Source organism: Pseudarthrobacter scleromae (assembly GCF_014644515.1).
Taxonomy (GTDB): domain Bacteria; phylum Actinomycetota; class Actinomycetes; order Actinomycetales; family Micrococcaceae; genus Arthrobacter; species Arthrobacter scleromae.
Genome location: NZ_BMKV01000001.1, coordinates 373,165 through 398,035, shown reverse-complemented (window position 1 = coordinate 398,035; position 24,871 = coordinate 373,165). Strand labels below are relative to the sequence as shown.

The window sequence follows — 24,871 nt, the reverse complement described above, 5'->3', positions numbered from 1 at the left end:
GGCGTCAAAGGACGCCGCGGCGCAGCAGCTCGCGGGATTTCCTGCGGGCTTTCCGGTACTTGGCTTCGGCGTCCTTCATCAGCTCGTCCTGCCGGTTCTCCAGCTCAGCGAAGACCGCGGCCGCAGCTGTCTGCTCCTGGCGCGAGCCCACGGTGATCAGCAGGTCGCGGGCTATCACGGCGTCATGGAAGTCGCCCAAGATCTTCTGCTGCCGTTGCGCCGCCTTGGCCACTTTGCGGGCGCGCTTGCCGCGCACCAGGGCTGCCGTTTCCGCCACGTGCCGGAGCCGCTTGGCATCCTTGCGTACCTGGTGGAGGGCGTTTTCGTGGTCCGTCCCACGCCTGGCACGCGTTGCCGCCTTGTGCGAGCGCCGCAGCCGCCTGGCGGACTTGTCCACTGCTTTCGCGGACTCCCGGCGGCCCCGCGCCACGGCCTCCGACCGGACCGGCGGGGCGTTCCGAAAGGCCTCGAGGTCGTCCAGGAGCCGGAAGTAGCGGTCCGAACGCAGTGCCTCCTGCAGCTGCCGGTACCCGTCGTCGAACGCGCCGCCCACCTTGCGCTCCACCCGGTCACTGGCGGCGGCAACCCCCTGGGACGGCGGCAGTTCACCCAGGTGCCCGCGGAGCCTGTCCAGCAGGACCTCGGCGTCCCGCGGGCCGCCCAGCACCTGGCCCAGCCACTTCAGTTCGTCCCGCACATGCCGCACCGGGCGGGCGGAGTAGAGCTTGCGGTAGGCCGCGAGCGCGGAACGGATCCGCCGGACCGCTGACCGCATATTGTGCACGGACTCGGGTTCCTCCAGCCGAACCCCCGGATCCTGGGCCAGGATTTCCTGGATCTGCGCGGCGACATACACGGTGACGACGGCGGCCGCTGGCGCTTTCCTGCCGGCAGCAAGGTCCGGGGTGCTTCCGTCGTGAACGCTTTCGCCGCCCGCTTCGCCGCCGAGGGCGCGGGCCAGCTTCGAGGCGTGGCCCGCGGGGCGTGCGCCGGCCTGCACCAGCAGTTCCTCAGCCGGGGCAAAGAGCTCGGGCCCGCCATGGACAAGTTCCAGTTCCCACTCGCGCCACTGCTGCTGCCCGCCGGGCCCTGCGCCTTCTCCTTGTCCCGGGTGCAGGCGCTCCGCCGTCACGCGGTCATCGGCCAGGTCCGCCAGGTGCACGCCGTCCCCGCCGTAGAGGGCGTGGGTGGTGCGCCTGGTCTCGAGCCGGACCACCGGCGCCACGGCCGCTCCGCGGAGGTACGCCTGGATGTGGACCAGCAGGCTGTCCGGCACCACGCCGGGCTGTCCCAGCGGGGCGTGCAGTTCCCGCCGCTGCTGGGGTTCTGTTGAGGTCCCGCCGGATTCCAGCGGCGGCAGCTTCAAGTGCCAGCCTGCGTCGGATCCGCCCGTGCGGCGGCGAAGGGTGATCCGGCGGGACGCGAGGATGTGCCGGGCGGTATCGAAGTAGACGGCTTCCAGGACGGCGATGTGGGGTGCCCCCGCCCTGGCCACGCCGGGAAGGCTGTCCAGCGCGGGCACGGCGGCGTCGTCGTCGACGTCGTACTTCTTTTCGATCTCAAGTCCCTGCGAAGCCTTCACAAGCTGTCCCTTCCGCATCCGCGCACGGGTCCGGACCATGGCGTCCGGGCTCCCGCTGGCAGTCTATTGCCCTCCGCCGCGAAGCCGGGAGAGCTTGGCCATAGAACCGCAAACATCAAACGTCTAACCTTTAGACTTGTGGGATGTCCGCCCCGCACCCTCCCGCCGCCCAAGCGCCGCCGGCCCCTGCTCCGGCCGCCGCAGCCCCCGTCCCCACCCCGGCGCCGACAACGGGAACGGCGACCGGAATCGCAACGGCAACGGCAACGGGCCAGGCCAAGCCCCGGTCCGCCGTCGTGTTCGGTGTCATTGCGCTGGTGCTCATCGGACTGAACCTGCGGGCGGGCATCACCGGAGCATCGGCACTGCTGCACGACCTGCAGTCGGTGCTGGGTTACGGCACGCTGGTGGCTGCCATCATCCCGTCCATTCCAACGCTGTGCTTCGCGCTTGCCGGGGCAGGCACGTCCTGGCTGACGGGCCGGCTGGGTGTGGAGAAGGCGATCCTGGTGGCCCTGGCCATGCTGGCAGGCGGACTGCTCCTGCGCGGCATTCCCGCCACCGGCATGCTGGTGGCCGGCAGCGTGCTGGGCATGTCCGGCCTGGCCGTCTGCAACGTTGCCATGCCCTCCTTCATCCGGGAACACTTTGCCCACCGGACGTCCCTGATGACCGCCGTCTACACGGTGACCATGACCACGGGCGCCACAGTCACCGCCGTCGCGGTGGTGCCGCTGGCGCAGGCACTCGGCTCGCCCTCGGCCGCCGTCGGCGCCATTGGCATCACCGCCGTGGCGGCACTCCTGGGCTTCCTTCCCGTGGCCCTGCATGCGCACCGGCACAGTCCCCGGGCAACTGGGCGCCGGATCTCCCCCTGGCCGCTGCTGCGGACCCGCAAAGGGCTGCTCCTCACCTCGATCTTCACGCTCCAGGCCCTGCTCGCCTACGCCCTGCTGAGCTGGTTCCCGTACATGCTGACCACCATGGGCCTGAGCGCTGCGGACAGCGGACTCATGTTCGGGCTGATGCAGCTTGTCTCCGTCCCGGCGGGTATGGTGCTGATCGCCATCGGTTCCCGGCCGCGGATGCTGCGGCCTGCGTTCTACCTGGTCAGCATCACCATGGTGGCCGGGCTGGCATCGCTGCTGGTCCTGCCGGTGGGGCTGGCCGCTGTTCCTGCCGCCCTGCTGGGGTTCGGCCTGGGCATCTTCCCGCTGGTGATGGTGATGATCAGCCGCAGCGGGGTGAGCACCGCCGAAACCACGGCGCTGTCCACGCTGGCGCAGTCCACGGGCTACCTGCTGGCCACCCTGGGGCCGTTCGGCATGGGGCTGCTGCACAGTGCCACCGGCGGCTGGACCCTTCCCCTCCTGCTCCTCCTTGCCCTGGCGCTGGCCCAGATCGTGGTGGCGCACCTGATCACGGGCAAGGCCATGACCAACGCGGTTGGAAGGAAGTAGCAGCCATGGCACTGAGTCCTTCCGCCCGCCCCCCGCTCGCTGACGAGGTCACTGCCAAACTGCGCGCCATGGTGCAGTCCGGCGAATGGCCCCTTCACCAGCGCATCCCGTCCGAGCCTGAGCTGATGGCCAGCCTGGGGGTCTCGCGCGGCACCCTCCGCGAAGGCATCAAGGCCCTCGCCCACAGCGGGATGCTGGAGGTGCGGCGCGGCGACGGCACCTATGTCCGCGCCACCAGCGAACTGTCCGGCGCTGCCCGGCGCATGTACCAGGACCACACCGAGCAGCACATCCTTGAAGTCCGGCTGGGCCTGGACACCCAGGCTGCCCGACTGGCGGCCCGCCATGCAACGGCCGACGACGTCACGGCCCTGCGTGCCCTCCTCGCCGCCCGGGACCAGGCCTGGACGCGGGGAGACTACGAGGCGTGGGCGCGGGCGGACTGGGGGTTCCACGAACGGGTGGCGCAGGCCTCCGGCAATCCCCTGCTGCACGAGCTGTACCTCAGTTTCGGCAGCGCATTCCACCAGGACCTCCTCAAGCAGCAGCGGCGCCCCGGCTTCGACGGCCGCCCGCACGAGGGCCACGACCTCCTGGCGGATGCCATCGAAGCGCGCGACGAGGACGCCGCCGTCGCCACCGTTGACCGGAACCTGAACTCCTGCGCGGAGTGGCTGGCCGGATAGTGCGGCAATGGGGTTTCTTCAGGCCTTAATCGGTCAGTAGGCTTACTATCTGAAGAAGGTAGTCCTGCGCGCCCCCCCATCACGGCGCTGCAGGCACCGCTGACGATGAGGAGTTTCCATGGCGCGATCATCACGCCTGACCAACCACCAGGTGGGCAAAGAGCCCGCGCAACCGGCAGGGACGGATTCACCCGGGACGGACTTGGCAGCGACGCCGCAGGCGCAGCGCCCGGCCACAAGGGTCCCCCGGGACATCAAGTCCCCCTCCCAGCTGTGGGGTGACGGCCTGGGCAGGGTGGGCATCCGTTCGGCCCAGCTACTGCTGATCCTCACCGTGGCGGTGGTCTCCATTTACGCCTTGATGCAGATCAAGCTCCTGGTGATTCCCATCCTGATAGCGCTGATCCTGGCCGCCGCGATCGGCCCGTTCGTGAACATGCTCCGCCGCCGGGGAATGCGCGGCGGACTGGCCACGGGCATCGCGTTCATCGGGCTTTTGCTGGTGCTGGGAGGCGTTGGCACGGTGATCTACTTCTCGGTCCGCAGCCAGTGGGGCGAACTGGCGCAGCAGGCGTCGTCGGGACTGGACGAGTTCGAACGGTTCCTGCTGACAGGCCCGATTCCCATCGACCAGCAGCAGCTTGCCGAGGCGCGGCAGGGAATCATCGACTTTGCCACCAGCAGCCAGGTGCGCTCCGGTGCCATCACCGGCCTGTCCATGGTCACGGAGTTCATTGCGGGCGCCAGCCTCATGGTCATCATCCTGTTCTTCTTCCTCAAGGACGGGGCCAAGATCTGGAACTTCTTCCTGCGCCCCTTCAACGGGGCCCGCGAAGCGAAGCTGCGCCGGGTGGGCAGCCGCACCCTTGAGGTCCTGGGCGGCTACGTCCGCGGCACCGCCATCGTGGCCCTGGTGGATACCGTTGCCATTGGCACGGCACTGCTGATCATGCAGGTGCCGCTGGCCTTCCCGCTGGCCATCATCGTTTTCCTCGGCGCCTTTATTCCGCTGGTGGGTGCAACGGTGGCGGGCATCCTCGCCGCCCTCGTGGCCCTGGTAGCCAACGGGCCCGTGGTGGCCCTGATCGTGGTGGCCGTGGTCATCGCGGTCAACCAGCTGGAGGGCGACCTCCTCCAGCCGGTGGTCATGGGCAAGTCGCTCCAGCTCCACGCCCTGGTAATCCTGATGGCCCTGACGGCCGGCACCATCCTGGCGGGTATCGTCGGCGCGGTCCTGTCCGTGCCGCTGGCGGCCGTCACCTGGGCCATCATCCAGGTGTGGACGGCCGAAGACCCGCACCTTGAAGACATGAACCCAGACCTCCCGCCGGCCGGCACGAAACCGATCTAACCCCCTAGCGCGGGGCACACGCACGACGACGGTCCGGCACTCGGGTGCCGGACCGTCGTCGTGCGTGTGTTGCTTCAGCTGCGGGACAGCCCTGCTGCGTCAGGAGCGGAGGCCCGCGAACACATTCTTGGGCCGCTGCATCTCGCCGTGCTTGGCGCCAAGGACGATCACGGCGCCTGCGAAGGCCGGGATGGCCCACTGGAGCATCTTCAGCTGCTGCTGGGCGGCCTTCAGTTCGTCAGAGGCGTCCGGCCGGGGTTCGGTGGCCCCCTGGGCGCCTTCGGCAGCGAGTTTCTCCACCTTCTTGCCCAGGATGCCGGAGTACAGGGTCACCGCGGCGCCCACCACGGTGACCGCGGTCTTGATGACGGTGTCCCTCGCCACGCCGTCCTGCTTGGCGATGCGGCCCTTGTTCTCCCAGGCGATGGCGAGGTCCGCCACCAGGTGCGAGGCAAATGCTGCCGTCTGGAACGGCGCCCACTTCATCCAGCCGGCGCTGGAGAGCCGCGTCCGCTCGGACGGGTCCTTCGCCTCGGCTGCCGCACCGTTCAAGCCGATGGCGCCCATGAGGGATCCGCCGAACCAGGCCGCTGCCGTGAGATCGTGAACTGAACGGGCAATAAGATTTCCTGCCATGGTGTGCATTCCTATCGTTGAGCTGCCTAAGGTGCCGCGCCTGCGGACTTCACTTGCCGTGTCCCATCAAGGTCATGGTCCGCCCATGGTAAGCACACTTACTAATGTTACGAAAGCCCGTCTTCCGCGGGCGGAACGCGTAATATCGTGGCCATGGGAAACACAGGGACGCTGTTCGGCTGGGCATTTGGTGATCCGGCGCGGGAACAAGAGGACGCATACGTAGGAAAACTGCAGGACGAGGCCTTGGCCAATGCCCGGGAAACCGCAAAGGCCAAAGGGGTTTCCGTCGTGGCTGACTCCCAGGTGTTTACGGTCCTCAGTGCCGATGACTCCCTCGTGGAACTGGACAACGCGCCGGGCAAGCTTGTGGTCCGCTGCACCGTGCACGTGGAGGGACCGGGTGCTGACAAGCTGCGTGCCGAAGGGCCAATGAACGGCTGACGGATGTCGGACGGGGAATCCACCATCAGCCAGGCCGCCGACGCCGTCGAGCAGGCCTCCAACCACCCCGCCCTGGACGTCCTGGCCCGGGCCGGCTTCGCCGTCATGGCCCTGCTGCACGTGATCATTGGCTTCATCGCCATCGCCGTAGCGTTTGGACAGCCCGGGGAAGCGGAGCCTACGGGCGCGATCGAGCAGCTGGCCGCGAACCCGTGGGGTCCGGCGGTGATGTGGTCCTGCGTGCTGGCATGCTTCGGCCTGGGGTTGTGGCAGGCGAGCGAGGCAACGCTGCGGGCACGCCCCCTGCCGCGGAAGGAGCGGCTGTCCAAGCTGATCTCCTCGGGCTTCCTGGCCATCGCCTACACCAGCGTGGGGCTCAGCTTCGCGGGCTTCGCCGTGGGGATGCGCGGGGACTCCGGCGAAAGCACCCGGGATTTCAGCGCCTCGTTAATGACCACACCGGTGGGGCTGTGGGCACTCGTTGCCCTGGGCCTGACAATCATCGGCATCGGGATCTACTTCGTGGTCAAGGGCGTCCGGCGCGGATTCAAGGAAGAGCTCTTCCACTTTGACGGCACCCGGCGCGGCAGGCTGATCGACACCCTTGGCGTTGCCGGCCACATCGCCAAAGGGGTAGCCCTGTTCCTCACCGGGCTGCTCTTCGTCATCGCCGCCGCCAAGCACAACGCCGAGGAGTCTACCGGGCTGGACGGCAGCCTCAAGGCTTTGCGGGACCACCCGTTCGGCCCGACCCTGCTGGTGGCCATCGGCGCCGGATTCATCGCTTACGGAATTTTCGCCCTGGTCCGGTCACGGTTCGGCCGAATGTAGTTCCGGCCGGATTCGGGGTACGAAGGAACCATGACGCACTCCGCAGCGCACGACCAAACCCCCGGCGGCCACAGTGCCGCACCGGGAGACGCCACCCCCGCCGTCACGGAGGCGGCCGGCCGCGCCTTCGCCGGCATGTTCCGGATGCTGAAGCTGGCCCGGCCGGACCGGCCCATCCACCCGCAGGGCATCGGCCTGGCAGGACACCTGGCCAGGACCGGCAGCACCGGGGCTACAAGCGGGCTGGAGTGGCTCGATACGCCCGGCGTTGACCCCGTCCGGGCCCGGTTTTCGCGATCCGTTGGGCTGCCCCAGCAGCTTCCGGACATCCTGGGCCTGGCCCTGCGCGTCACACCATCCCCGGACGGCATCACGGACGTACTCTTCGCCTCCACCGGCTGGCGCCTTCCGGGCAGGTTCCTGCTCCAGCCGAAACTGGGCGTTGCCAGCGCCACCTTCACAACACTCATGCCGTACCGGGGCAGCAAAGGGCCGGTGCTGCTGGGGCTGCGGACCAGCGAGCTGCCGGCCGGCCCACTGACATCCGGGGAATGGGTGCTGCACCTTTATTGGGCCAAACCCACGGGGCCCTGGCACGAATGCGGCGAACTCCGCCTGCGGGCAGAACCGGAACCGGCGGATACTCCCCTGCGCTTCAATCCCCTCGAGAACCAGCCGCCGGGAGCCCAGACCTACGCCTGGACCCGCCGCCTAAGGGAACACTCCTACCGGGCAGCGCAGCGGCCGGCACCTCCCGCCGTCGCACCTTCCGCCTCCGCATCATCCGCATCATCCCCACCCGCAGGCCATACGCCGGGCGGGACGAGCCTCGCCGCTACAGAAAGGAACACCATGTCCACCGTGTCCCAGCTGTTCAACTCCCCCGCCGCCGATGTCTGGAGGGTCATCGCCGACGGCTGGCTCTACTCCGGCTGGGTGGTGGGCACCTCCCGGATCCGTGCCGTGGACGACCGGTGGCCGGAAGCAGGATCACGCCTCCATCACTCCGTGGGCGGCTGGCCGCTGGTGATCGACGACAGCTCCCAGGTGACCGCCGTCGAGCCGGGCCGCCGGCTGGAAGTGGTCGCCCGCGGCTGGCCCATGGGCGAGGCGAAGGTCGTCATCACGCTGGAGGACCGTGGCGGGCAATGCCAGGTCACCATCTCCGAGGACGCCGTCCGCGGTCCGGGCAAGATGGTGCCCAAGTTCCTGCGCGACCCCTTGATCGCTGTGCGGAACCGGGAAACCCTGCGGCGGCTCGAGCTGATGGCCGCGGGCGGCGCCGGTAAATAGCCCGGCAGGGTTAACGAAGCCCCAGTGTCAAAGCACACCCCAGGGTTTAAAGAACTCCGGGGCCCTGCATGCCGGTCCATCAAAGGACTGGCACGCAGGGCCCCGGGGTGGTGAGTCTGCCTAGACCTGCGCGGCCACGCCGTCGCGGGAGATGTTCACCATGTCCTCGCGCGGCACCACCTTGATGCGCTCACGCTTGACCTCAACGCCGTGCGAGCCGCCGGCCTCGGTGGCGGCTGCGCCGAGGGCCAGTTCGTGGGCATCCAGCGCCAGCCAGCCTTCCCAGCTGGTGAACTGCACGCCGCGGGCGTCGAGGAGTTCCACCACGGCGTCGGCGTCGGGAACAGCGGCAACCGGCAGGTCTTCGCGGTCCTCCAGCAGGTAGGTCACCGTCTCCAGGGCGTCGCCCTTGGTGTGGCCGATCAGGCCCACGGGGCCGCGCTTGATCCAGCCCGTTGCGTAGATGCCCGGCACATGGCTGCCGGCGGCGTCCAGGACGCGGCCGCCGTCGTTCGGGATGACACCCTTGGTGTGGTCGAACTCGATCTCCGGCAGGGCCGAACCGAAGTAGCCGATGGCTCGGTACACGGCCTGGACCGGGTAGTCCACGAACTCGCCGGTGCCGCGGGCGTTGCCCGTGCCATCCAGCTCAGTGCGCTCAAACCGCATGCCGGCCACCTTGCCCGGCGTCTCGGCGTCGTCATAGATCTCCACCGGGCTGTGCAGGAAGTGCAGGTGCAGGCGGCGGGAAGCCTTCAGCTCGGAGAGGTCCTCAGGCTGCTCGGCGATCCAGTTGGTGAGCGTGCCCACCATGGTCTTGGTCTGGTTGTTGCTCTGGATCTGGCGGTCCGATTCCTCGTCGAACTCGAAGTCCTCCGGGTACAGGATGATGTCCACGTCCTTGGAGTGGGACAGCTCGCGCAGCTCCAGCGGGGTGAACTTCACCTGGGCGGGGCCGCGGCGGCCGAAGACGTGGACGTCCGTGACCGGGGAAGCCTTCAGGCCGGCGTAGACGTTGTCCGGGATTTCGGAGACCAGCAGGTCGTCGGCGTGCTTGGAGAGGACACGGGCCACGTCCAGGGCCACGTTGCCGTTGCCGATCACGGCGATTTCCTTGGCGTCCAGCGGCCATTCGCGCGGAACGTCCGGGTGGCCGTCGTACCAGGAGACGAAGTCGGCGCCGCCGAAGGAGCCTTCCAGCTCGATGCCGGGGATGTTCAGGTCCGCGTCCTTGATGGCGCCGGTGGCGAAGATGACGGCGTCGTAGTGGGTGCGGAGGTCCTCGATGGTGAGGTCTGTGCCGTAGTCCACGTTGCCGAAGAACCGGATGTCGCCGCGGTCCAGGACCTTGTGCAGGGCGTTGACGATGCCCTTGATGCGGGGGTGGTCCGGGGCCACGCCGTAGCGGATCAGGCCGTAGGGTGCCGGGTAGCGGTCAAAGAGGTCGATGCTCACGGTCAGCTCGCCGCTCTTGACGGCTTCGCTCTTGGTGAGGATGTCGGCGGCGTAGACGCCTGCCGGGCCGGAGCCCACGACGGCGACGCGCAGCGGACGATCGGCAGAACCTACGGTGGTGCTTGATGACACGGCTGTGTTCCTTTTTCTTCGATCCGGCCCAACTAAGTAGCAGTTGATGTCGTTTTGAGGGCTCATAACGACATCTGCTGCTACCTAGTTGGGTGGTGGCTAGGTGGTGAGGACTCGGGGCTTGCTGGTGCGGGGGCTGTTCGGGGTGGTGGTGCTGTAGTCAGCGGTTTTGAAGTGCGACGGCGCGAAGGGGCTCACGCGCACAACGTCGCCGATGACAATGACTGCGGGATTTGCGACGCCGGCGGCTTCCGCCTGGTCCGCAATGGAACCAAGCGTGCCAATGGTCACGCGCTGGTCCGGCAAATAGCCGTTTTCCACGATACCAACTGGCGTCCCCGCCGGCAGGCCGGCTTTGCCCAGGGCGGACGCGGATTCGCGCAGCTGGCCCACGCCCATCAGCAGGACGATGGTGTGGTCGGCCCGGGCGGGAACCTCGGAGAGCTCCTCGTGCCCGGTCACCACGCTGAAGCCCTTGGCGAGGCCCCGGTGCGTGACGGGGATTCCCGCGGCCGCCGGAACGGAGATTGCGGACGTGACACCGGAAACCACTTCGACCTCGACGCCGTGCTGCCGGCAGTACTCCGCCTCTTCGCCGCCGCGGCCCAGGACGTAGGGATCCCCGCCCTTCAGCCGGACCACGCGGTGACCTTTGAGGGCCTCCTCGACGAGGATGCGGTTGATGTCCATCTGCGGCACGGGATGGTGGCCGGGGGTCTTGCCCACCTCGATGACGCGGACGTCCGGGGCAAGTTCGTTGAGGAGTTCGCGGGGGCCCAGGCGGTCTGCCACCACAACGTCGGCCTGGCCCAGCAGGCGTCGGCCGCGGACGGTGATCAGCCCGGTGTCGCCGGGTCCGCCGCCCACCAGCGCCACGGAACCGCGGTGGGCCCGGCGGCGGCGCAGCGGAAGGTCGCCGGTTTCGAGTGCGGTAGCAACGGCGTCGCGGACGGCCATGGCGCGGCGCGGGTCTCCCCCGGCGTTCACGGCGATCTTGACGTCGTCTACTTCGGCAACAGCGGGAGTCCAGGCTGCAGACGCTTCGTGGTCGGAGGCGTTGACGCACCAGACGCGCTGCGCCTCGGCGTCGGCCGAGACCTGCGCGTCCACGGCGGAATCGCCGGTGGCCGTCTGGACGAACCACACGCCGTCGACGTCGGAGGGAAGGTAGGTGCGCGGCTCCCAGGTGAGGAGGCCGGCGTCGGCCAGTTCCCGGAGCGCAGCGGAGGCAACAGGCGCCACGACGGTGACCCGTGCACCGGCGTCGAGCAGCCCCTTGGCGCGGCGGGCTGCAACGGGGCCGCCGCCCACCACCAGCACGGGGCGCCCAAGGAGGCGCAGCGCCGTGGGGTAGATATCCTGAATTGCCATGAATCAACGGTAGGGCGGCCTCACATGTGCCAACAACGGCGCAGCAACACCAGTTCACGTAAGGTAACGCTGCGTCACAATGGCGCGGGACCGCCGTCGTCCGCGGTCCTGGGGCCCATTGGCGGGGGTCAGGACCGTGGACACCGAGATCTCCGGCGAGTCCGTGTCAATGTGCCCCGGTTCAGCTGCTGATGCCGGCCAGGAACCGCCCGCGGTCCCGGATGAGCCGCTGCAGGTAAGGCTGCAGGACCAGCTTCCCGGCAGCGCGGCCCAGGAGCCCGAACGGCGCCGTGAACTCCACCCGGTCCGTCATGATGCAGCCTCCGGGCGTGGCCTCGAATTCGTGGACGTGGCGGAAGGACCTGAACGGGCCGCGGACCTGCTCGTCAGTGAAGCTGCGGGGGAAGTCCACCTGCGTGACGCGGCTGGTCATGGTGAGCGGAAGCCCGAAGTGCCGCGCCCGCCAGGTGACCTCCTGCCCTTCGCCGATCAGCCCTGATGTCACCCCGGCCACCGCCCGCTCCCCCGAGCCCTTCTGTGACTCCACGTGGGCGTCGACGCTGCGGGCCAGGTCGAACAGCCGCTCCGGCGGAAGGGAGCTCTGGGTGCGGCACACGAAACTGGCGCTCATGGGGCCAGTCTGCCACCTTGCTCATGTGGGTCGGCGGGCACGGCAAAGCCCGACGGCGGGAGGCGCCGTCGGGCTTTGCGGGGTGCGTAAGGCGGGGGCGCTTAGCGGGTGCTGCCGGCCAGGAGCCCGCGGCTGCGGAGGAGTCGCTTTTCGATGGGCCCGAAGACCAGCAGTTCGATCAGGATGCCGACGGCGAGGATCAGCAGGATCGCCGACATCACCACCGTCATGTCGGACAGGATCCGGCCCTGGTCCAGCAAGGAACCCAGGCCGAAGCCGATGGTGCCGCCCACGGCGATTATTTCTGCGGCCATGAGGGACCGCCAGGAGAAGGCCCAGCCCTGCTTCAGGCCGCCCAGGTAGCCGGGCAGTGCGGCGGGGAGGATGATCTGCAGCGCCATCTCCAGCCGGGACGCACCCAGGACGGTGCCCACGCGCCGGTACTGCGGCGGGATCTGGTCCACACCGGAAATCAGGCCGTTGATGATGGACGGGATGGCGCCCATGAACACCACGAAGTACACGGTGGCATCGGTGAGGCCGAACCAGATGATGGCAGCCGGGACCCAGGCAACCGACGGCAGCACCTGAAGCCCGGAAATCAGCGGACCAAAGGCCCGGCGCAGCGGCGCGACCTGTGCCAGCAGGAGGCCCACGGGCGTGGCGATGGCCACCGAAATCAGGAAGCCCACTAGCCCGCGCTGCAGTGATGTCCACACGGCTTCCTGGAGCTTGCCTTCGTTCCAGAGGACGCCCACCTGCGCTGCGACATCCAGCGGGCCTGGCACCAGGTCGCGCCGTTTCAGGCCGAGCGAGACGTAGAACTGCCAGATCAGAACCAGCACCACCAGTGCGGCGATGGGCAGCAGGATGCGGCTCCAGTCGATGCGGTTCTTGCGGGCGGCGTCGGACTGCAGGGAGTCGAGCCCGGACTCGAGTTCCCGCAGGTCCTCGTTGCCGGTGGAGGTGCGGGTGAGTGCGGCGTGGATGTGCCGGGGTTCGGCGGGTTCGGCGGAAGCTTCAGCCAGGGGCGTTGGGTTACTTGGCATGGCGGCGGATCTCCTCCCGGAGCCGGGCGGTGATGACCCCGGTCAGCTGGCCGGCGAGCCCGGCGTCGGTGCGGTGTTCCTCGGTGACGGCCCATTCCTGGACCACGCGGCCGGGGCGGGAGGACAGCAGCAGCACGCGCTGGCCCAGCCGGACGGCTTCGCGGACGTTGTGGGTGACAAAGACGATGGTGCGGCCGGTTTCCTTCCAGATCCGCTCCAGCTCATCGTGCAGCAGGTCGCGGGTGATGGCGTCGAGGGCGGCGAAGGGCTCGTCCATGAGCAGCAGCTGCCGGTCCTGCGCGAGCGACCTCGCCAGGGACACGCGCTGCCGCATGCCGCCGGAGAGCTCGTGCGGGCGCTTGTCCCCCGCCGCACCCAGGTGCACCAGTTCCAGCAGCTCCTGGGCCTTGGCCTTGCGGTCTGCCTTGCCAACGCCGCGGAGTTTCAGGGCCAGTTCGATGTTCTCCCGGGCGGTGAGCCAGGGGAACAGCGCGGCGTCCTGGAACATAAAGGCGGCACCGTCGCTGGGCACCTCCAGGGCGCCCGACGACGGCGGCTCCAGTCCCGCGATGATGTTCAGCAGGGTGGATTTGCCGCAGCCGGAGGCACCGAGGAGGGCAACGAACTCGCCCTTCCCGATGGTGGCGTTGACGTCGTCCAGTACCGGGGCGCCGTCGCCGAAGCGCTTGCCCAGGTGTTCCAGTACGACTGGCATGGTGCCGTCCTTAAGTTGGTGGGTGGATCAGTCCTGGCCGAGGCCGGCTGCTGAAATCTTGCTGCTGGTGTCCGCGCCGGCAAGGTCTGCGCCGGCGGCAACCTCGTTGAGCGGCCGGAGGTCGAAGAGGCCGGTGATGTCGGCCTGCTTGGTGGTGCCGGCCTCGACGCCGTCCTCCAGCAGCCGCGGGTAGCTTCCGGCCAGCGGGTCCAGGGTGAACGTGATGTTGGCCAGGGACCGGGCCAGGACGTCATCGGCCAGGGCTGCCCCGGCCGATTCCTGCAGTGCCGAGTTGATGACGCTTGCCTTTTCCTCGGCGGGGGCTTCGTTGAGCCAGGCCACCGACTCCGCGTGGCCGGCCAGGAGGGCCTTGACGGTGTCCGGGTGGTCAGCGGCGAACTTCTGGTTCACGATCAGGACGGTGGTGGGGAATTCACCGGGCTTGCCCGTGGCGGTCCCGTCCCAGAGGTCCTTTTCGTCCACCAGCACCTTCGCTCCGGCCTGGAGCACCAGCCGCGAGGCCCATGGCTCAGGCAACCACGCGCCGTCGAGCTTTCCGTCCTGGAACAGCTTGAGCGTCTGCGCGTTCTCCGTGGGGTTGATGGCCACGTCGCCGCTGCCGTCCACGTTGGTCTGGTATCCCTCGGAGGCAAGCCAGGACCGGAGGGCCACGTCCTGGGTGCCGCCGAGCTGCGGGGAAGCGAGGATCCTGCCCTTAAGGTCCGCGGCGGAGTTGATCTCAGGCTTGACCACCAGCTGCGCACCGCCCGCCGCGGCGCCGGCGATGATGCGCACGGACTGGCCCTGGCTCTTGACAAAGGAGTTGATGGCCGGGTTCGGGCCGATGTAGGCGGCGTCGATGGCACCGGCGTTCAGGGCCTCGATGGCCGCGGGCCCGGCATTGAACGTCTCGGTGCTGAGCGCGGTGCTGCCCAGGGCTTCGGCCAGGAAGCCCTGCTTGATACCCACCAGGGCCGGGGCGTGGGTGACGTTGCCGAAGTAGCCCAGTTTAAGGTCGGCGGCGGGCGTGGGTTCAGCGGCCTGCGCCTCCGTGTTGCGTGAAACGGTGGAGGCCACCACGGCGCCGACGGCGATCAGCAGGACCAGCCCGATGGCCAGGGCAGCCTCGATGGCACGCTTGCGCTTGGGTACCGCGCTTTCGCCTGCCACGATGCGGGTCATCCCGGGCTTGGAACTAGTCATTGTTTCACCATAGGGAGTGCCCCAAACCCGTTCAATGACGCGGAAACGGGGGGTCACGCAGGTTCATCTAGCGTCATATTCGGACGCCATCCGCCGGGGTCGCCGGAACGGTGCCCGCTCGCCGTTCCGCTCCGGCGCCGTGGCACCGTTCCGGCGAACGCGCGCGGCCCGGGTGCCCGTGACCGGCTCAGTTTCCTTTGACGTTGACCAGCTGCCGCAGCTTGTGCCGGACGGTGACCAGGTCCGCCGCGTCCTGCATCACGACGTCGATGGGTTTGTAGGCCGCAGGTATCTCGTCGATGAACGCCTCCGAGGCCCTGAACTCGATCCCCCGCATGGCCTTTTTCAGTTCGTCGAGGGAGAAGGTTTTCCGGGCGGCGTTGCGGGAGTACTCACGGCCTGCCCCGTGCGGCGAGGAGTTCAGCGACGCCGCGTTGCCGAGTCCTTCCACCACGTACGACGACGTCCCCATGGACCCCGGAATAAGTCCGGGGTCGCCGTGGGCGGCTTTGATGGCGCCTTTGCGGGACACCCAGACGGACTTGCCGTAGTGGACCTCCTGCCGGGTGAAGTTGTGGTGGCAGTTGACCCTCTCGAGTTCCTGCACCGTCCCGCCCACCCAACGGCCGAACTGGGTGCTGACGCGGTCCATCATCTCTTCGCGGTTCAGGAGGGCGAAGTGCTGGGCCCAGCTCAGCTCCGCCATGTACCTCTCGAACTGGGACGTGCCCTCCTCGAGGTAGGCGAGGTCCGGGTCCGGCAAGTGAATCTGTTGCTTGGCCACCGCGTGCTGGGCGACGCCGATGTGGTGCTGGGCGATCTTGTTGCCGATGCCGCGGGAACCTGAGTGCAGGAACAGCCACACGGCGTCGGCCTCGTCCGCGCAGACCTCAATGAAGTGGTTGCCCGATCCGAGCGAGCCCAGCTGGAGGTCCCACTTCTCCACGTACTGTGCCGGGTTGAAGCCGGCTTTCGCGGCCAGCTTCTTCAGCTCGGCTATCCGCGGCTCCGCCGTGGCCTGCACCGTCCGGTTGTTGTGGCCGGCGGACAGCGGGATGGCCTGCTCGATGTCCTCGCGCAGCCTCTTCCGGTCCCTGGGCAGGTCCTTCAGTGCGTACTGGGTCCGGACGGCGATCATGCCGCAGCCGATATCCACCCCCACGGCCGCCGGAATGATCGCGTGCAGGGTGGGGATCACCGAGCCCACGGTGGCGCCCTTTCCCAGATGGGCATCGGGCATCAGGGCGAGGTGCGGGTAAATGAATGGCAGCTGCGAGGTCTTCACCGCCTGCTCACGCGTCTTGTCATCCAGGATCGAGGCCCAGTTCAGCAGCTTACTGTTGATGGCTTCCATGCGGGGCCTTCCATGGGACGGCTGGGGACTAACGTGGTTCCTAGGCTAACCCCGGGCAGGTTATCTGGCCGGTCCACGCTGACAAGGAGACGCACGTATGGTGAACGTCCAGACCGGCATCCTCATCCGCAGGCCGCGCGCGGAGGTGGCGGACTATGCGGCCAACCCGGACAACGCCCCCACGTGGTACGCCAACATCCACAGGTCGCAGCGCCTGAACGCCGGACCGCTGGGTACCGGATCCAAGGTGGCCTTCACGGCAAAGTTCCTGGGCCGCGAGCTCCGCTACACCTATGAGTTCGTGGACTATGTCCCCGGCGAGCGGCTCGTCATGCGGACGGCGCAGGGCCCGTTCCCCATGCAGACCACCTACACCTGGACGGACGACGACGGCGGGACGCGCATGACGCTTGGCAACACCGGGAGCCCCTCGGGTTTCTCGAAGCTCGCGGGGCTGTTCATGGCACCGATGATCCGCCGGGAAACCCGCAAGGACCTGCAAAAACTCAAGACCATTCTGGAGTCATGAGAAGTCTGGAACCTACGCAGCCTTGCGGTGCAGGCCCCGGGTCTGGTTCCGGCCAGGGCCCGCCTGCGGCTCACGCAGCAGGCGCAGGTTGTACCAACAGAACATCGCGAGCCCCAGGTAAAGGGACAGCTCCATCGCCTCGGCATACTCCGAGATGACGAACGTGGGCTCCGGCCAGATCAGCAGGCGGAACAGGCGGTAGCCGGCGGCCAGCAGGAAGGCCGGCACAAGGCACAGCGGCGGGACCAGCAGGCGCCTGTTCTTCAGGTGCTCCCACCGTTTTCCAAGGGCAGTCCATACCAGCGGGGCACACACGCCATAAAGGCTCGCAAGGAGCATGGCCGCGGGCACCAGTTCCTGCACGCCGCGGATATTGTGCACTGTGGTTTCGCCCTGGCGGTTGACCTCGTTCAAGGATTCCGGCGTGGCCCAGCCGAAGATGCGCTGTCCCCAGGAGATCTCCTCGCCCGTCAGGAACCAGACCCCCAACGTAACAACCCCATAGAGCACAGCCATGCCCCAGCGTTTGGCACGGACCAGGTACACGGTGATGAGGGGCAGGAAGATGCTTGCCGCCAGCAGGCACGCGAACTGCAGCCATTCGACAACGGAGTCCTCGTTAACCAGCCAGAGGTAGAAGTCCTTGAACGGAAGGGTTGCCGCCACCACCACGGCGATGATGAACGGGATCAGGATCAGCAGGCGCGCATGGCGGGGTTCGATCCTCCAGTCCTCGGAGTCTCGCCGGAGATGCTCAGCCGCCCGGGTTTTCCACTCTTTGATGGCCGGCATTGTGCCTCCTCAGGTGTTGCGTCCAGATCCAAAGGAAGCTCGTGCCCCCGCTGACCATTAAGTCGTGGTGGCGCAGCGGCCCGCACGAGTAGCGAGTACTTGCATTTGAACAAGGCAGCACTGAGGGCTGTTGCCAGTACTCACTGCCGAAGACAACAAAACCGCGGCCTGTTCGCGGATCCGAACCATCAAGGCCAGGATCTGCGAACAAACCGCGGTATCAGGGGAAATCAGATGCTGTAGCGCTCGTCCTCATGGTCGCCCGGGTGGTCCTTGACCAGTCCGGCGGCGAGGGTGTTGCCGTCCAGCGGGTCGATCACCAGGAAAGCTCCGGTCCGGCGGTGGTGGAGGTAGTTCTCCAGCGGCAGCGGCGCGGCGAGCCGGAGCTGCGCGTTGCCAATGTCGTTGAGTTCCAGGGTGGACGCCGGTTCCAGCTTGAAGGAGGCAAGGTCCAGCTTGCCGCCGACGTTGCGGACCAGGGCCTGGACGGTGCGGGTGCCGTGCTTGACCAGCACCTTCTGTCCCTCGCGCAGCGGCTTCGGGGACAGCCAGCACAGCGCTGCGTACAGGTCTGCGGTGGCTTCGCGGACGGTGCCGGCGGCGGCGATGGTGTCACCCCGGGCGACGTCGAACTCGTCAGCCAGGCGAACAGCCACGGACTGCGGGGCGGCGGCTTCCTCCAGGGACTTTCCGGCGAAGTCGATGCCCACCACGGTGGTGGTGCGCGGGGCCTGGCCCGGCGTCAGCACGGATACCTGGTCCCCCACCTTCACCGAGCCTTCGGTGATCTGGCCGGCGTACGCGCGGTAGTCGCGGTAGGCCTCCACGTCCAGTCCGGCTGCCACGGCGTCGGGAGCCAGCGCACCCTGAGGGCGGACCACCAGCTGCACCGGGAAGCGGAAGCTCTCCAGGTGGCTTTCCAGTTCATCGGCCGCCGGGAGGGTTTCGAGGACCTCGAGCAGTGCCGGGCCGGTGTACCAGGGGGTGCGCTCGGAGCGTTCCACCACGTTGTCGCCGTCGAGCGCGGACACGGGAACCACCAGAAGGTCGCTGATTCCATCGGATCCCAGACCGAGTTCGCGGCCCACCTGCTGCACGTCGGCTTCGATCTCGCGGAACACGGACTCGCTGAAGTCCACCAGGTCGATCTTGTTCACGGCCACGATCACGTGCGCCACGCGCAGCAGCTGCAGCACGGACAGGTGCCGGCGGGTCTGCTCCAGCACGCCCTTGCGGGCGTCAATGAGTACGACGACGGCATCCGCCGTGGACGCGCCGGTCACCGTGTTCTTGGTGTACTGCACGTGCCCGGGGCAGTCGGCCAGGATGAAGCTGCGGCGGTCAGTCGCGAAGTAGCGGTACGCGACGTCAATGGTGATGCCCTGCTCGCGCTCGGCACGCAGGCCGTCGGTCAGCAGGGCCAGGTCAATCCCGCCGGCAGCGCCGCCAAAGCCGCGGTCCGCCGAAGTGCGCGCAACGGCGTCGAGGGTGTCAGCCAGGATGGCCTTGGAATCGTGAAGGAGGCGGCCCACCAAAGTGGATTTGCCGTCGTCGACCGATCCCGCGGTGGCGAAGCGGAAGAGTGTTGTTGGGAGGGCCGCTTCCAGCCCCTGAACTGCCAGGGTGTCTGTGCTCATTAGAAATACCCGTCCTTCTTGCGGTCTTCCATGGCGGCCTCGGAGATGCGGTCATCTGCACGGGTGGCGCCACGTTCGGTCAGGGTGGAGGCAGCGACTTCAACCACGACGTCGGCCACCGTGTACGCGTCGGACTCCACGGCGCCGGTGCAGGACATGTCCCCCACGGTGCGGTAGCGGACGGTCTTGGTGATGACGTCCTCGTGCGGCAGCGGCTGGGACACCTCGCCCACTGCGCGCCACATCCCGTCGCGGGCGAAGACCTCGCGCTCGTGGGCGTAGTACAGGCCGGGCAGCTCGATGTTCTCGCGCTCGATGTAGCGCCAGATGTCCAGCTCGGTCCAGTTGCTGATGGGGAACGCACGGACGTGCTGGCCCACGGTGTGCCGGCCGTTGTAGAGGTTCCACAGCTCGGGGCGCTGGTTGCGCGGGTCCCACTGGCCGAACTCGTCGCGGAGGCTCAGGATGCGCTCCTTGGCGCGGGCCTTGTCCTCATCGCGGCGGCCGCCGCCGAAGACGGCGTCGAACTTGTTCTGCTGGATGGCGTCCAGCAGCGGGACGGTCTGCAGCGGGTTGCGGGTGCCGTCGGCGCGCTCGGCGAGCTCGCCGCGGTCGATGAATTCCTGGACGGAGCCCACCACGAGCTTCAGGCCGAGCCGCTCAACGGTGCGGTCGCGGAAGTCGATGACCTCGGGGAAGTTGTGGCCGGTGTCCACGTGCAGCACGGGGAACGGAACCTTGCCGGGCCAGAAGGCCTTGGTAGCCAGGTGCAGCATCACCACGGAGTCCTTGCCGCCGGAGAACAGCAGGGCGGGCTTTTCGAACTCGGCAACAACCTCGCGGATGATGTGGATGGCCTCGGACTCCAGGGTGTCCAGGCTGCTCAGGCGCGTGGAAACGGCAGCGTCAGTCACCTGGGTGGTCTCCTCGGTTAGATAAGTGCTCATACGTGTAGTCCGCATTCTGTCTTGTCGGTCCCTGCCCATCGGCCGGCGCGGGGGTCGTCGCCCGGCGCCACCTTCCGGGTGCAGGGCTGGCAGCCAATGGAGGGGTACCCCTGGGAAAGCAGCGGGTTGACGGGCAGGAGGTTGTCGTCCGAGTACTGGACCAGCTGGTCGAACGTCCACGCAGCCACCGGATTCACCTTGACCAGGCCGTTGACCTCATCCCAGGTGACCAGCGGGGTGTTGGTGCGGGTGGGGGCCTCGTCGCGGCGTACACCGGTGAACCACAGTTCGTAGCCGGACAGGGTGCGGCGCAGCGGTGCCACCTTGCGGAGGGCGCAGCACTGGGCGGCGTCGCGGGCAAAGAGATCCTTGCCCAGGAGCCGGTCCTGCTGTTCCACGGTGTTCTCTGGAAGCACGTCCACCACGTTGACGCGGAGGTTCGCGGCCACTTCGTCGCGCGTGGCGTAGGTTTCCGGGAAGTGGTAGCCGGTCTCCAGGAACAGGACGTCGACGCCGGGCATCTGGTCTGCCACCAGGGCCGGGAGGACGGCGTCGGCCATGGAGCAGGCGACGGCGACGGCGGGCAGCTCAAAGTTGCGCTCCACCCAGGCGATGACATCGCGGGCGGGGGCGTCCCAGCCAAGCTCGGCGGCACCGGCTTCGGCGATGGCCTTGAGCTCTTCCTTGCTGCGGAGCTTGGGAGCGGCGGTCGCCACCGTGGCCTCAACCTGCGCGGAAGCCTCAGCCGGTGCCACCACGGCGTCTACCCCAAGTGCGTGCTTGCTCACTGGAGTGCCTCCTCATCTGCTGCGTGGGCCCATTCGGCGAAAGTCTGGCCCTCGGCGCGCTGGGCCACGAAGGTGCGGACAACGCGCTCCACGTAATCGGGGAGGTCGTCGACGTAGACCTTGAGGCCGCGGACGGTGCGGCCCAGGCCTGCTTCCTCGCGCTCGTTGGAAGCCAGCCCGCCGCCCAGGTGGACCTGGAAACCCGGGGAGGGGTCGCCGTCGGGCGTTGGCAGCATCATGCCCTTGAGGCCGATGTCCGCGGTCTGGATGCGGGCGCAGGAGTTGGGGCAGCCGTTGATGTGCAGGGACAGCGCGTGGGGCAGCTGGCCGCTGTCAGCGAGGTCGGCCAGGCGGCGTTCCAGCTCTGCCACTGCCGTGGCTGCGGTGTACTTGGTCTCCACGATGGCCAGCTTGCAGTACTCGATGCCGGTGCAGGCGATGGTGCCGCGGCGGAACACGGACGGGCGGGCGGACAGGCCCAGCTCGTCCAGCTCGGCCACGAGGGGCTCCACCTGGTCCTTCTCAACGTCCAGGACAACGAGCTTCTGGTGCGGGGTGGTGCGCAGCCGGAAGGAGCCGCGGGCCTCGAGGGTGTCCGCGAGCATGACCAGCGCGGCACCGGACAGGCGGCCGGCCAGCGGGGTGGCGCCGATGAAGAACTTGCCGTCCTTCTGCTCGTGCACGCCGATGTGGTCTCCCGGGGTGGTGGGCTTGGGCGCGGCGGGGCCGTCAGCCAGCTTGTAGCCGAGGTATTCGTCTTCGAGGATCTGGCGGAACTTCTCCGGACCCCAGTCGGCCATCAGGAACTTCAGGCGGGCCTTGGTGCGCATGCGCCGGTAGCCGTAGTCGCGGAAGATGCTGGTCACGCCGAGCCAGACGTCGGCGGCCTGCTCCGGCGTCACGAACGCACCGAGGCGCTTGCCGAGCATCGGGTTGGTGGACAGCGCGCCGCCGGCCCAGAGGTCGTAGCCGACGCCGAGTTCCGGGTGGCGGACACCCACCAGGGCGAAGTCGTTGATTTCGTGGACCACGTCCTGGCTGGGGTGCCCGGTGATGGCGGTCTTGTACTTGCGCGGCAGGTTGGACAGCAGTGGGTTGCCGATGAACCGCTCCCCCAGCTCCTCGATGAGCGGGGTGGGGTCGATGATCTCGTCCTTGGCGATGCCGGCCACGGGCGAGCCCAGGATCACGCGGGGAACGTCGCCGCAGGCCTCGGTGGTGGACAGGCCAACACCCTCCAGGCGGGTCCAGATCTCGGGGATGTCCTCCACGCGGATCCAGTGCAGCTGGATGTTCTGGCGGTCGGTCAGGTCGGCGGAGTCGCGGGCGAAATCCACGGAGATCTGCCCGATGACGCGCAGCTGTTCGGTGGTGAGGGCGCCGCCGTCGATTCGGACGCGGAGCATGAAGTACTTGTCCTCGAGCTCGTGCGGCTCAAGCGTGGCCGTCTTGCCGCCGTCGATCCCGGGCTTGCGCTGGGTGTACAGGCCCCACCAGCGGAACCGGCCGTGGAGGTCCTGGCCGGGGATGGCGTCAAAGCCTTCCTTGGAGTAGATGGTCTCGATACGCTCGCGCACGTTCAGGCCGTCGTCTTCCTGTTTCCAGGTTTCGTTGGCGTTCAGCGGCGTTTTGCCGTCCACTTTCCACTGACCGTGCGGCTTCGCGGCGGGACGGGACGTGCGGGCCGGGCGCTTTGCGGCAGCGGAATCCGCCGACGCTCCGGCTAGAGCTGTATCAGTCATGCATCGACTGTAGGTCCCGCCCGAAGAGCGTCACAAAGGCCCGGAAACGCTAAGTCACCTAGGGAAATATTTCGTCACGAAACGCCGGACAGCCTTGAAGAAGCCACCCTGCTGTGCATTTGCGGCCGGTTCCGCGGGGGCCTTTTGGGGGGCCTGTGCTGTTGTTTCAGTTGGCGCGTGGGCGGCGGCTTGACGGGCTTTTTCGACGGCGGCGTCATACCTGTCCAGCGCAATCTCGGCGAGCACCGGGGAGGGCAGCAGCGGTTCGGTCACGACGTCGGCCCCGGCCTTGGCCAGCTGGTCGTGGAAGAAGCCCGGCGCCAGGAGGTAGGAGGCAATCACCACGCGGCCGCCGACGTCGACCGCCCCGGCGGACTCACCCGCCCCGGCACCGCCTTCCAGCTCCTCGCGAAGCATGGCGACGGCGTCGGGCACGGAAGGTTTCGCAGAGGCACCATAGGCGGCCACCATCCGGTTGGACCGCAGCTCCCGGAGCTGGCCCAGCAGTTCCTCGACGCTGATGGCGGCGTTGGGGTTGGAGGAGCCTGCCGCGGCGAGCACAATCACGTCGTTATCCGTCACGCCGGCTTCACGCAGCCGCTGGTCCAGCAATGCGGCCAGGCGCGGATCAGGCCCCAGCGGCGCGGCTGCGGCACTGCCCGGGCGGCTCTTCACGGCCCGCGCAATGTCCACCTTCACGTGGTAGCCCACGCTGAGCAGCAGCGGCACCACCACGGCGGCCTCCCCCTCGGGCAGGCCCGCAACCACGTCCACCAGATCAGGCTGCTGGACGTCCACATAGGCCTCCCGGACGTCAAGGCCGGGGCGGAGTTCGGCGATGGCGGCGCGCAGGGCGTTGACCTCCGCGGCTCCCTGTGTGTTGGACGTCCCATGGGCGCAGGCGATCATGATGGGGCTGTTCATACGGGCTAGCGTAACGTTGGAGCCGCCCTGTCCGCCCTCTTTTGAATTGCCGGGACGCTCCATGACATTCGCCTTTGACAACGCGCCGGTGTGGCTGGACCTGCTGGGCGTCTTCTTCTTCGCGGTGTCGGGCTCCCTGCTGGCGGCCCGGAAGCACATCGACATTGTGGGGTCCCTGCTGCTGGCTTCCCTGGTGGGACTGGGCGGCGGCGTGATCCGGGACATCATCCTCAACAGCGGGCCGCCCGCGGCCTTCACCAACCCGGCCTACCTTGTACCGCCGCTGCTGGCCACGGCCCTGGTGTACTTCCTGTTCCCCAGCGTGCAGCGGTACACGTCGCTGCTGACCCTGTTCGACGCAGGCGGGCTTGCCCTGTTCTGCATGACCGGCACGCTCAAGGCACTGGCTGCCGGCATGAACCCGGTGGCGTCGGTCCTGCTGGGAGTCACAACGGCGGTGGGCGGCGGGCTGCTGCGCGACATCACCGCCAACGAGGTTCCTGAACTCTTCAACCCCAAGGACATTTACGCGCTGCCGGCCTTCGTGGGTGCCGCCATGACCGCCGGGCTGTGGGTCCTGGGCGTCTTCAACGTGCTGACGGCCACCGCCATCGCAGCCGTGGTTTTCACTTTCCGCATCCTGGCATGGCGGCGCTCCTGGCAGGCGCCGCTGGCCGTTCACGGGTGGCACCGGCGGGGCAGCAATCCCGCGGCCTGACAAGCCCATCGGTGGCACTCCCGCGTCACTTTGCAGGGCCCGGGATTAGCTAGGATATGAAGCATGACTGACATGTTCCTCGAGAAATTCCGTGCGCTTGTTCCGAAGTATCTCGAAGACGAATGGCAGGCAGAGGACGGGCTGGATCCGGACGAGCTGGACAAGGCCCTGGCCGACCACCAATTCCAGATACCCCTGGTGCTCCGCGAGTTCTACCTGGCTGTCGGTGGCTGCGAGGACCTGATGGAGGCGTACCACTACTTCTGGGATCCCGACGAGCTCGAGGTTGACGACGAAGGCTTCCTGATGTTCCTCGAGGACGAGGAAGAGGAATACACGTGGGGCTTCCGGGTGGGCGACCTCAGCGTCCCCGACCCCATTGTGTACCGGCGCAACAACGCCCGCGGGCAGTGGAAGTCCGAAGAAGGCACGTTCTCCGAGTTCGTGTTCGACATGTTCGAGTGGGCCTTCGAGGACGACGACAACTAGGCTCCCTCTCTTCCGTTACAGCGCGGCGTCGAGATCCTCCGGTGCCCGCTGGGTTTCCTCACCTTTTGGGGTGTGCGACGGTGTGTCCTCCTCCGATGACGGTGTTTCCCCC

24 protein-coding genes are annotated in these 24,871 nt (G+C 67.9%); 9 read left to right on the top strand and 15 right to left on the bottom strand.

The window, feature by feature from the left end; genetic code table 11:
• Positions 1 to 4: 4 nt before the first annotated feature.
• Complete coding sequence (locus IEX33_RS01840; RefSeq protein WP_188727257.1) at positions 5 to 1,582, bottom strand: CYTH and CHAD domain-containing protein; 1,578 nt, start codon at positions 1,580 to 1,582, stop codon at positions 5 to 7.
• 143 nt (positions 1,583 to 1,725) lie between these two features.
• Between IEX33_RS01840 and IEX33_RS01835 the strand changes: the two genes are divergently transcribed.
• The 3 genes from IEX33_RS01835 (at position 1,726) to IEX33_RS01825 (ending at position 5,079) form a co-directional block, all read left to right on the top strand.
• Positions 1,726 to 3,042 carry an MFS transporter gene (locus IEX33_RS01835; RefSeq protein WP_229675193.1) on the top strand — a complete coding sequence of 439 codons (1,317 nt, stop codon included), beginning with the start codon at positions 1,726 to 1,728 and terminating at the stop codon, positions 3,040 to 3,042.
• 5 nt (positions 3,043 to 3,047) lie between these two features.
• Positions 3,048 to 3,728 carry a FadR/GntR family transcriptional regulator gene (locus tag IEX33_RS01830; RefSeq protein WP_188727255.1) on the top strand — a complete coding sequence of 227 codons (681 nt, stop codon included), beginning with the start codon at positions 3,048 to 3,050 and terminating at the stop codon, positions 3,726 to 3,728.
• 118 nt (positions 3,729 to 3,846) lie between these two features.
• Positions 3,847 to 5,079, top strand: a complete 1,233-nt coding sequence (locus IEX33_RS01825; RefSeq protein ID WP_188727252.1) for an AI-2E family transporter — start codon at positions 3,847 to 3,849, stop codon at positions 5,077 to 5,079.
• Between the two features lie 99 nt (positions 5,080 to 5,178).
• On the opposite strand, the gene IEX33_RS01820 is transcribed toward IEX33_RS01825, so the two are convergent.
• On the bottom strand, positions 5,179 to 5,715 hold the full coding sequence (locus IEX33_RS01820) for a hypothetical protein (protein ID WP_188727251.1): 537 nt from the start codon (positions 5,713 to 5,715) through the stop codon (positions 5,179 to 5,181).
• Between the two features lie 153 nt (positions 5,716 to 5,868).
• Between IEX33_RS01820 and IEX33_RS01815 the strand changes: the two genes are divergently transcribed.
• Genes IEX33_RS01815 through IEX33_RS19280 form a run of 3 tightly spaced genes read left to right on the top strand, consistent with a single transcriptional unit; the run spans position 5,869 to position 8,283 of the window.
• Positions 5,869 to 6,159: a hypothetical protein gene (locus IEX33_RS01815; RefSeq protein ID WP_188727249.1), complete on the top strand. Its 291-nt coding sequence runs from the start codon at positions 5,869 to 5,871 to the stop codon at positions 6,157 to 6,159.
• Positions 6,160 to 6,162: 3 nt separating this feature from the next.
• Positions 6,163 to 6,990, top strand: coding sequence for a DUF1206 domain-containing protein (locus IEX33_RS01810; RefSeq protein ID WP_188727246.1), 828 nt, complete (start codon positions 6,163 to 6,165; stop codon positions 6,988 to 6,990).
• A gap of 30 nt (positions 6,991 to 7,020) precedes the next feature.
• Positions 7,021 to 8,283 (top strand): SRPBCC family protein, encoded by a 1,263-nt coding sequence (locus tag IEX33_RS19280; protein ID WP_229675192.1) that lies wholly within the window; start codon positions 7,021 to 7,023, stop codon positions 8,281 to 8,283.
• Positions 8,284 to 8,403: 120 nt separating this feature from the next.
• Here IEX33_RS19280 and IEX33_RS01800 read toward each other — a convergent pair whose 3' ends face one another.
• The 7 genes from IEX33_RS01800 to IEX33_RS01770 all read right to left on the bottom strand — a co-directional run bounded on the left by IEX33_RS01800 (position 8,404) and on the right by IEX33_RS01770 (position 16,193).
• Positions 8,404 to 9,870 (bottom strand): FAD-dependent oxidoreductase, encoded by a 1,467-nt coding sequence (locus IEX33_RS01800; protein ID WP_188727244.1) that lies wholly within the window; start codon positions 9,868 to 9,870, stop codon positions 8,404 to 8,406.
• Positions 9,871 to 9,969: 99 nt separating this feature from the next.
• On the bottom strand, positions 9,970 to 11,241 hold the full coding sequence (cobA, locus tag IEX33_RS01795; protein WP_188727241.1) for a uroporphyrinogen-III C-methyltransferase: 1,272 nt from the start codon (positions 11,239 to 11,241) through the stop codon (positions 9,970 to 9,972).
• A gap of 181 nt (positions 11,242 to 11,422) precedes the next feature.
• The gene (locus IEX33_RS01790; RefSeq protein WP_188727239.1) at positions 11,423 to 11,872 is read right to left on the bottom strand and encodes an SRPBCC family protein; all 450 of its coding nucleotides are present in this window, start codon (positions 11,870 to 11,872) and stop codon (positions 11,423 to 11,425) included.
• Between the two features lie 101 nt (positions 11,873 to 11,973).
• Positions 11,974 to 12,921: an ABC transporter permease gene (locus IEX33_RS01785; RefSeq protein WP_188727237.1), complete on the bottom strand. Its 948-nt coding sequence runs from the start codon at positions 12,919 to 12,921 to the stop codon at positions 11,974 to 11,976.
• Positions 12,911 to 13,636, bottom strand: a complete 726-nt coding sequence (locus tag IEX33_RS01780; protein WP_104184437.1) for an ABC transporter ATP-binding protein — start codon at positions 13,634 to 13,636, stop codon at positions 12,911 to 12,913. The genes IEX33_RS01785 and IEX33_RS01780 overlap by 11 nt, the downstream gene beginning before the upstream one ends.
• A gap of 27 nt (positions 13,637 to 13,663) precedes the next feature.
• Positions 13,664 to 14,818 carry an ABC transporter substrate-binding protein gene (locus tag IEX33_RS01775; RefSeq protein WP_188728152.1) on the bottom strand — a complete coding sequence of 385 codons (1,155 nt, stop codon included), beginning with the start codon at positions 14,816 to 14,818 and terminating at the stop codon, positions 13,664 to 13,666.
• A gap of 208 nt (positions 14,819 to 15,026) precedes the next feature.
• On the bottom strand, positions 15,027 to 16,193 hold the full coding sequence (locus tag IEX33_RS01770; protein ID WP_188727236.1) for an RtcB family protein: 1,167 nt from the start codon (positions 16,191 to 16,193) through the stop codon (positions 15,027 to 15,029).
• A gap of 97 nt (positions 16,194 to 16,290) precedes the next feature.
• On the opposite strand from IEX33_RS01770, the gene IEX33_RS01765 reads away from it, so the two are divergent.
• The gene (locus tag IEX33_RS01765; protein ID WP_188727234.1) at positions 16,291 to 16,722 is read left to right on the top strand and encodes an SRPBCC family protein; all 432 of its coding nucleotides are present in this window, start codon (positions 16,291 to 16,293) and stop codon (positions 16,720 to 16,722) included.
• A 12-nt stretch (positions 16,723 to 16,734) separates the two neighbouring features.
• Here IEX33_RS01765 and IEX33_RS01760 read toward each other — a convergent pair whose 3' ends face one another.
• The 6 genes from IEX33_RS01760 to IEX33_RS01735 all read right to left on the bottom strand — a co-directional run bounded on the left by IEX33_RS01760 (position 16,735) and on the right by IEX33_RS01735 (position 23,552).
• Positions 16,735 to 17,514, bottom strand: a complete 780-nt coding sequence (locus tag IEX33_RS01760) for a hypothetical protein (protein WP_188727232.1) — start codon at positions 17,512 to 17,514, stop codon at positions 16,735 to 16,737.
• 230 nt (positions 17,515 to 17,744) lie between these two features.
• Entirely contained in the window at positions 17,745 to 19,151 is a 1,407-nt protein-coding gene (locus IEX33_RS01755; RefSeq protein WP_188727230.1) for a sulfate adenylyltransferase subunit 1, read from the bottom strand.
• Positions 19,151 to 20,098: a sulfate adenylyltransferase subunit CysD gene (cysD, locus tag IEX33_RS01750; protein ID WP_066278202.1), complete on the bottom strand. Its 948-nt coding sequence runs from the start codon at positions 20,096 to 20,098 to the stop codon at positions 19,151 to 19,153. Before cysD ends, IEX33_RS01755 begins: the two co-directional genes overlap by 1 nt.
• Positions 20,095 to 20,853, bottom strand: coding sequence for a phosphoadenylyl-sulfate reductase (locus IEX33_RS01745; RefSeq protein ID WP_377090012.1), 759 nt, complete (start codon positions 20,851 to 20,853; stop codon positions 20,095 to 20,097). The genes cysD and IEX33_RS01745 overlap by 4 nt, the downstream gene beginning before the upstream one ends.
• Before the next feature lie 29 nt (positions 20,854 to 20,882).
• Positions 20,883 to 22,628, bottom strand: coding sequence for a nitrite/sulfite reductase (locus tag IEX33_RS01740; RefSeq protein WP_188727228.1), 1,746 nt, complete (start codon positions 22,626 to 22,628; stop codon positions 20,883 to 20,885).
• Positions 22,629 to 22,682: 54 nt separating this feature from the next.
• On the bottom strand, positions 22,683 to 23,552 hold the full coding sequence (locus IEX33_RS01735; protein ID WP_188727226.1) for a sirohydrochlorin chelatase: 870 nt from the start codon (positions 23,550 to 23,552) through the stop codon (positions 22,683 to 22,685).
• Positions 23,553 to 23,613: 61 nt separating this feature from the next.
• Here IEX33_RS01735 and IEX33_RS01730 point away from each other — a divergent pair, with 61 nt between their 5' ends.
• Positions 23,614 to 24,270, top strand: a complete 657-nt coding sequence (locus IEX33_RS01730; protein ID WP_188727224.1) for a trimeric intracellular cation channel family protein — start codon at positions 23,614 to 23,616, stop codon at positions 24,268 to 24,270.
• 63 nt (positions 24,271 to 24,333) lie between these two features.
• Positions 24,334 to 24,759 (top strand): hypothetical protein, encoded by a 426-nt coding sequence (locus IEX33_RS01725; protein ID WP_066278208.1) that lies wholly within the window; start codon positions 24,334 to 24,336, stop codon positions 24,757 to 24,759.
• Positions 24,760 to 24,871 lie beyond the last annotated feature (112 nt).

Excerpts from the sequence above, each read along its gene's own strand:
- IEX33_RS01835 (WP_229675193.1), top strand. The coding sequence starts at position 1,726 with ATGTCCGCCCCGCACCCTCCCGCCGCCCAAGCGCCGCCGGCCCCTGCT.
- IEX33_RS01830 (WP_188727255.1), top strand. The coding sequence starts at position 3,048 with ATGGCACTGAGTCCTTCCGCCCGCCCCCCGCTCGCTGACGAGGTCACT.
- IEX33_RS01825 (WP_188727252.1), top strand. The coding sequence starts at position 3,847 with ATGGCGCGATCATCACGCCTGACCAACCACCAGGTGGGCAAAGAGCCC.
- IEX33_RS01820 (WP_188727251.1), bottom strand. The coding sequence starts at position 5,715 with ATGGCAGGAAATCTTATTGCCCGTTCAGTTCACGATCTCACGGCAGCG.
- IEX33_RS01815 (WP_188727249.1), top strand. The coding sequence starts at position 5,869 with ATGGGAAACACAGGGACGCTGTTCGGCTGGGCATTTGGTGATCCGGCG.
- IEX33_RS01810 (WP_188727246.1), top strand. The coding sequence starts at position 6,163 with ATGTCGGACGGGGAATCCACCATCAGCCAGGCCGCCGACGCCGTCGAG.
- IEX33_RS19280 (WP_229675192.1), top strand. The coding sequence starts at position 7,021 with ATGACGCACTCCGCAGCGCACGACCAAACCCCCGGCGGCCACAGTGCC.
- cobA (WP_188727241.1), bottom strand. The coding sequence starts at position 11,241 with ATGGCAATTCAGGATATCTACCCCACGGCGCTGCGCCTCCTTGGGCGC.
- IEX33_RS01790 (WP_188727239.1), bottom strand. The coding sequence starts at position 11,872 with ATGAGCGCCAGTTTCGTGTGCCGCACCCAGAGCTCCCTTCCGCCGGAG.
- IEX33_RS01785 (WP_188727237.1), bottom strand. The coding sequence starts at position 12,921 with ATGCCAAGTAACCCAACGCCCCTGGCTGAAGCTTCCGCCGAACCCGCC.
- IEX33_RS01780 (WP_104184437.1), bottom strand. The coding sequence starts at position 13,636 with ATGCCAGTCGTACTGGAACACCTGGGCAAGCGCTTCGGCGACGGCGCC.
- IEX33_RS01775 (WP_188728152.1), bottom strand. The coding sequence starts at position 14,818 with ATGACCCGCATCGTGGCAGGCGAAAGCGCGGTACCCAAGCGCAAGCGT.
- IEX33_RS01770 (WP_188727236.1), bottom strand. The coding sequence starts at position 16,193 with ATGGAAGCCATCAACAGTAAGCTGCTGAACTGGGCCTCGATCCTGGAT.
- IEX33_RS01765 (WP_188727234.1), top strand. The coding sequence starts at position 16,291 with ATGGTGAACGTCCAGACCGGCATCCTCATCCGCAGGCCGCGCGCGGAG.
- IEX33_RS01760 (WP_188727232.1), bottom strand. The coding sequence starts at position 17,514 with ATGCCGGCCATCAAAGAGTGGAAAACCCGGGCGGCTGAGCATCTCCGG.
- IEX33_RS01755 (WP_188727230.1), bottom strand. The coding sequence starts at position 19,151 with ATGAGCACAGACACCCTGGCAGTTCAGGGGCTGGAAGCGGCCCTCCCA.
- cysD (WP_066278202.1), bottom strand. The coding sequence starts at position 20,098 with ATGAGCACTTATCTAACCGAGGAGACCACCCAGGTGACTGACGCTGCC.
- IEX33_RS01740 (WP_188727228.1), bottom strand. The coding sequence starts at position 22,628 with ATGACTGATACAGCTCTAGCCGGAGCGTCGGCGGATTCCGCTGCCGCA.
- IEX33_RS01735 (WP_188727226.1), bottom strand. The coding sequence starts at position 23,552 with ATGAACAGCCCCATCATGATCGCCTGCGCCCATGGGACGTCCAACACA.
- IEX33_RS01730 (WP_188727224.1), top strand. The coding sequence starts at position 23,614 with ATGACATTCGCCTTTGACAACGCGCCGGTGTGGCTGGACCTGCTGGGC.
- IEX33_RS01725 (WP_066278208.1), top strand. The coding sequence starts at position 24,334 with ATGACTGACATGTTCCTCGAGAAATTCCGTGCGCTTGTTCCGAAGTAT.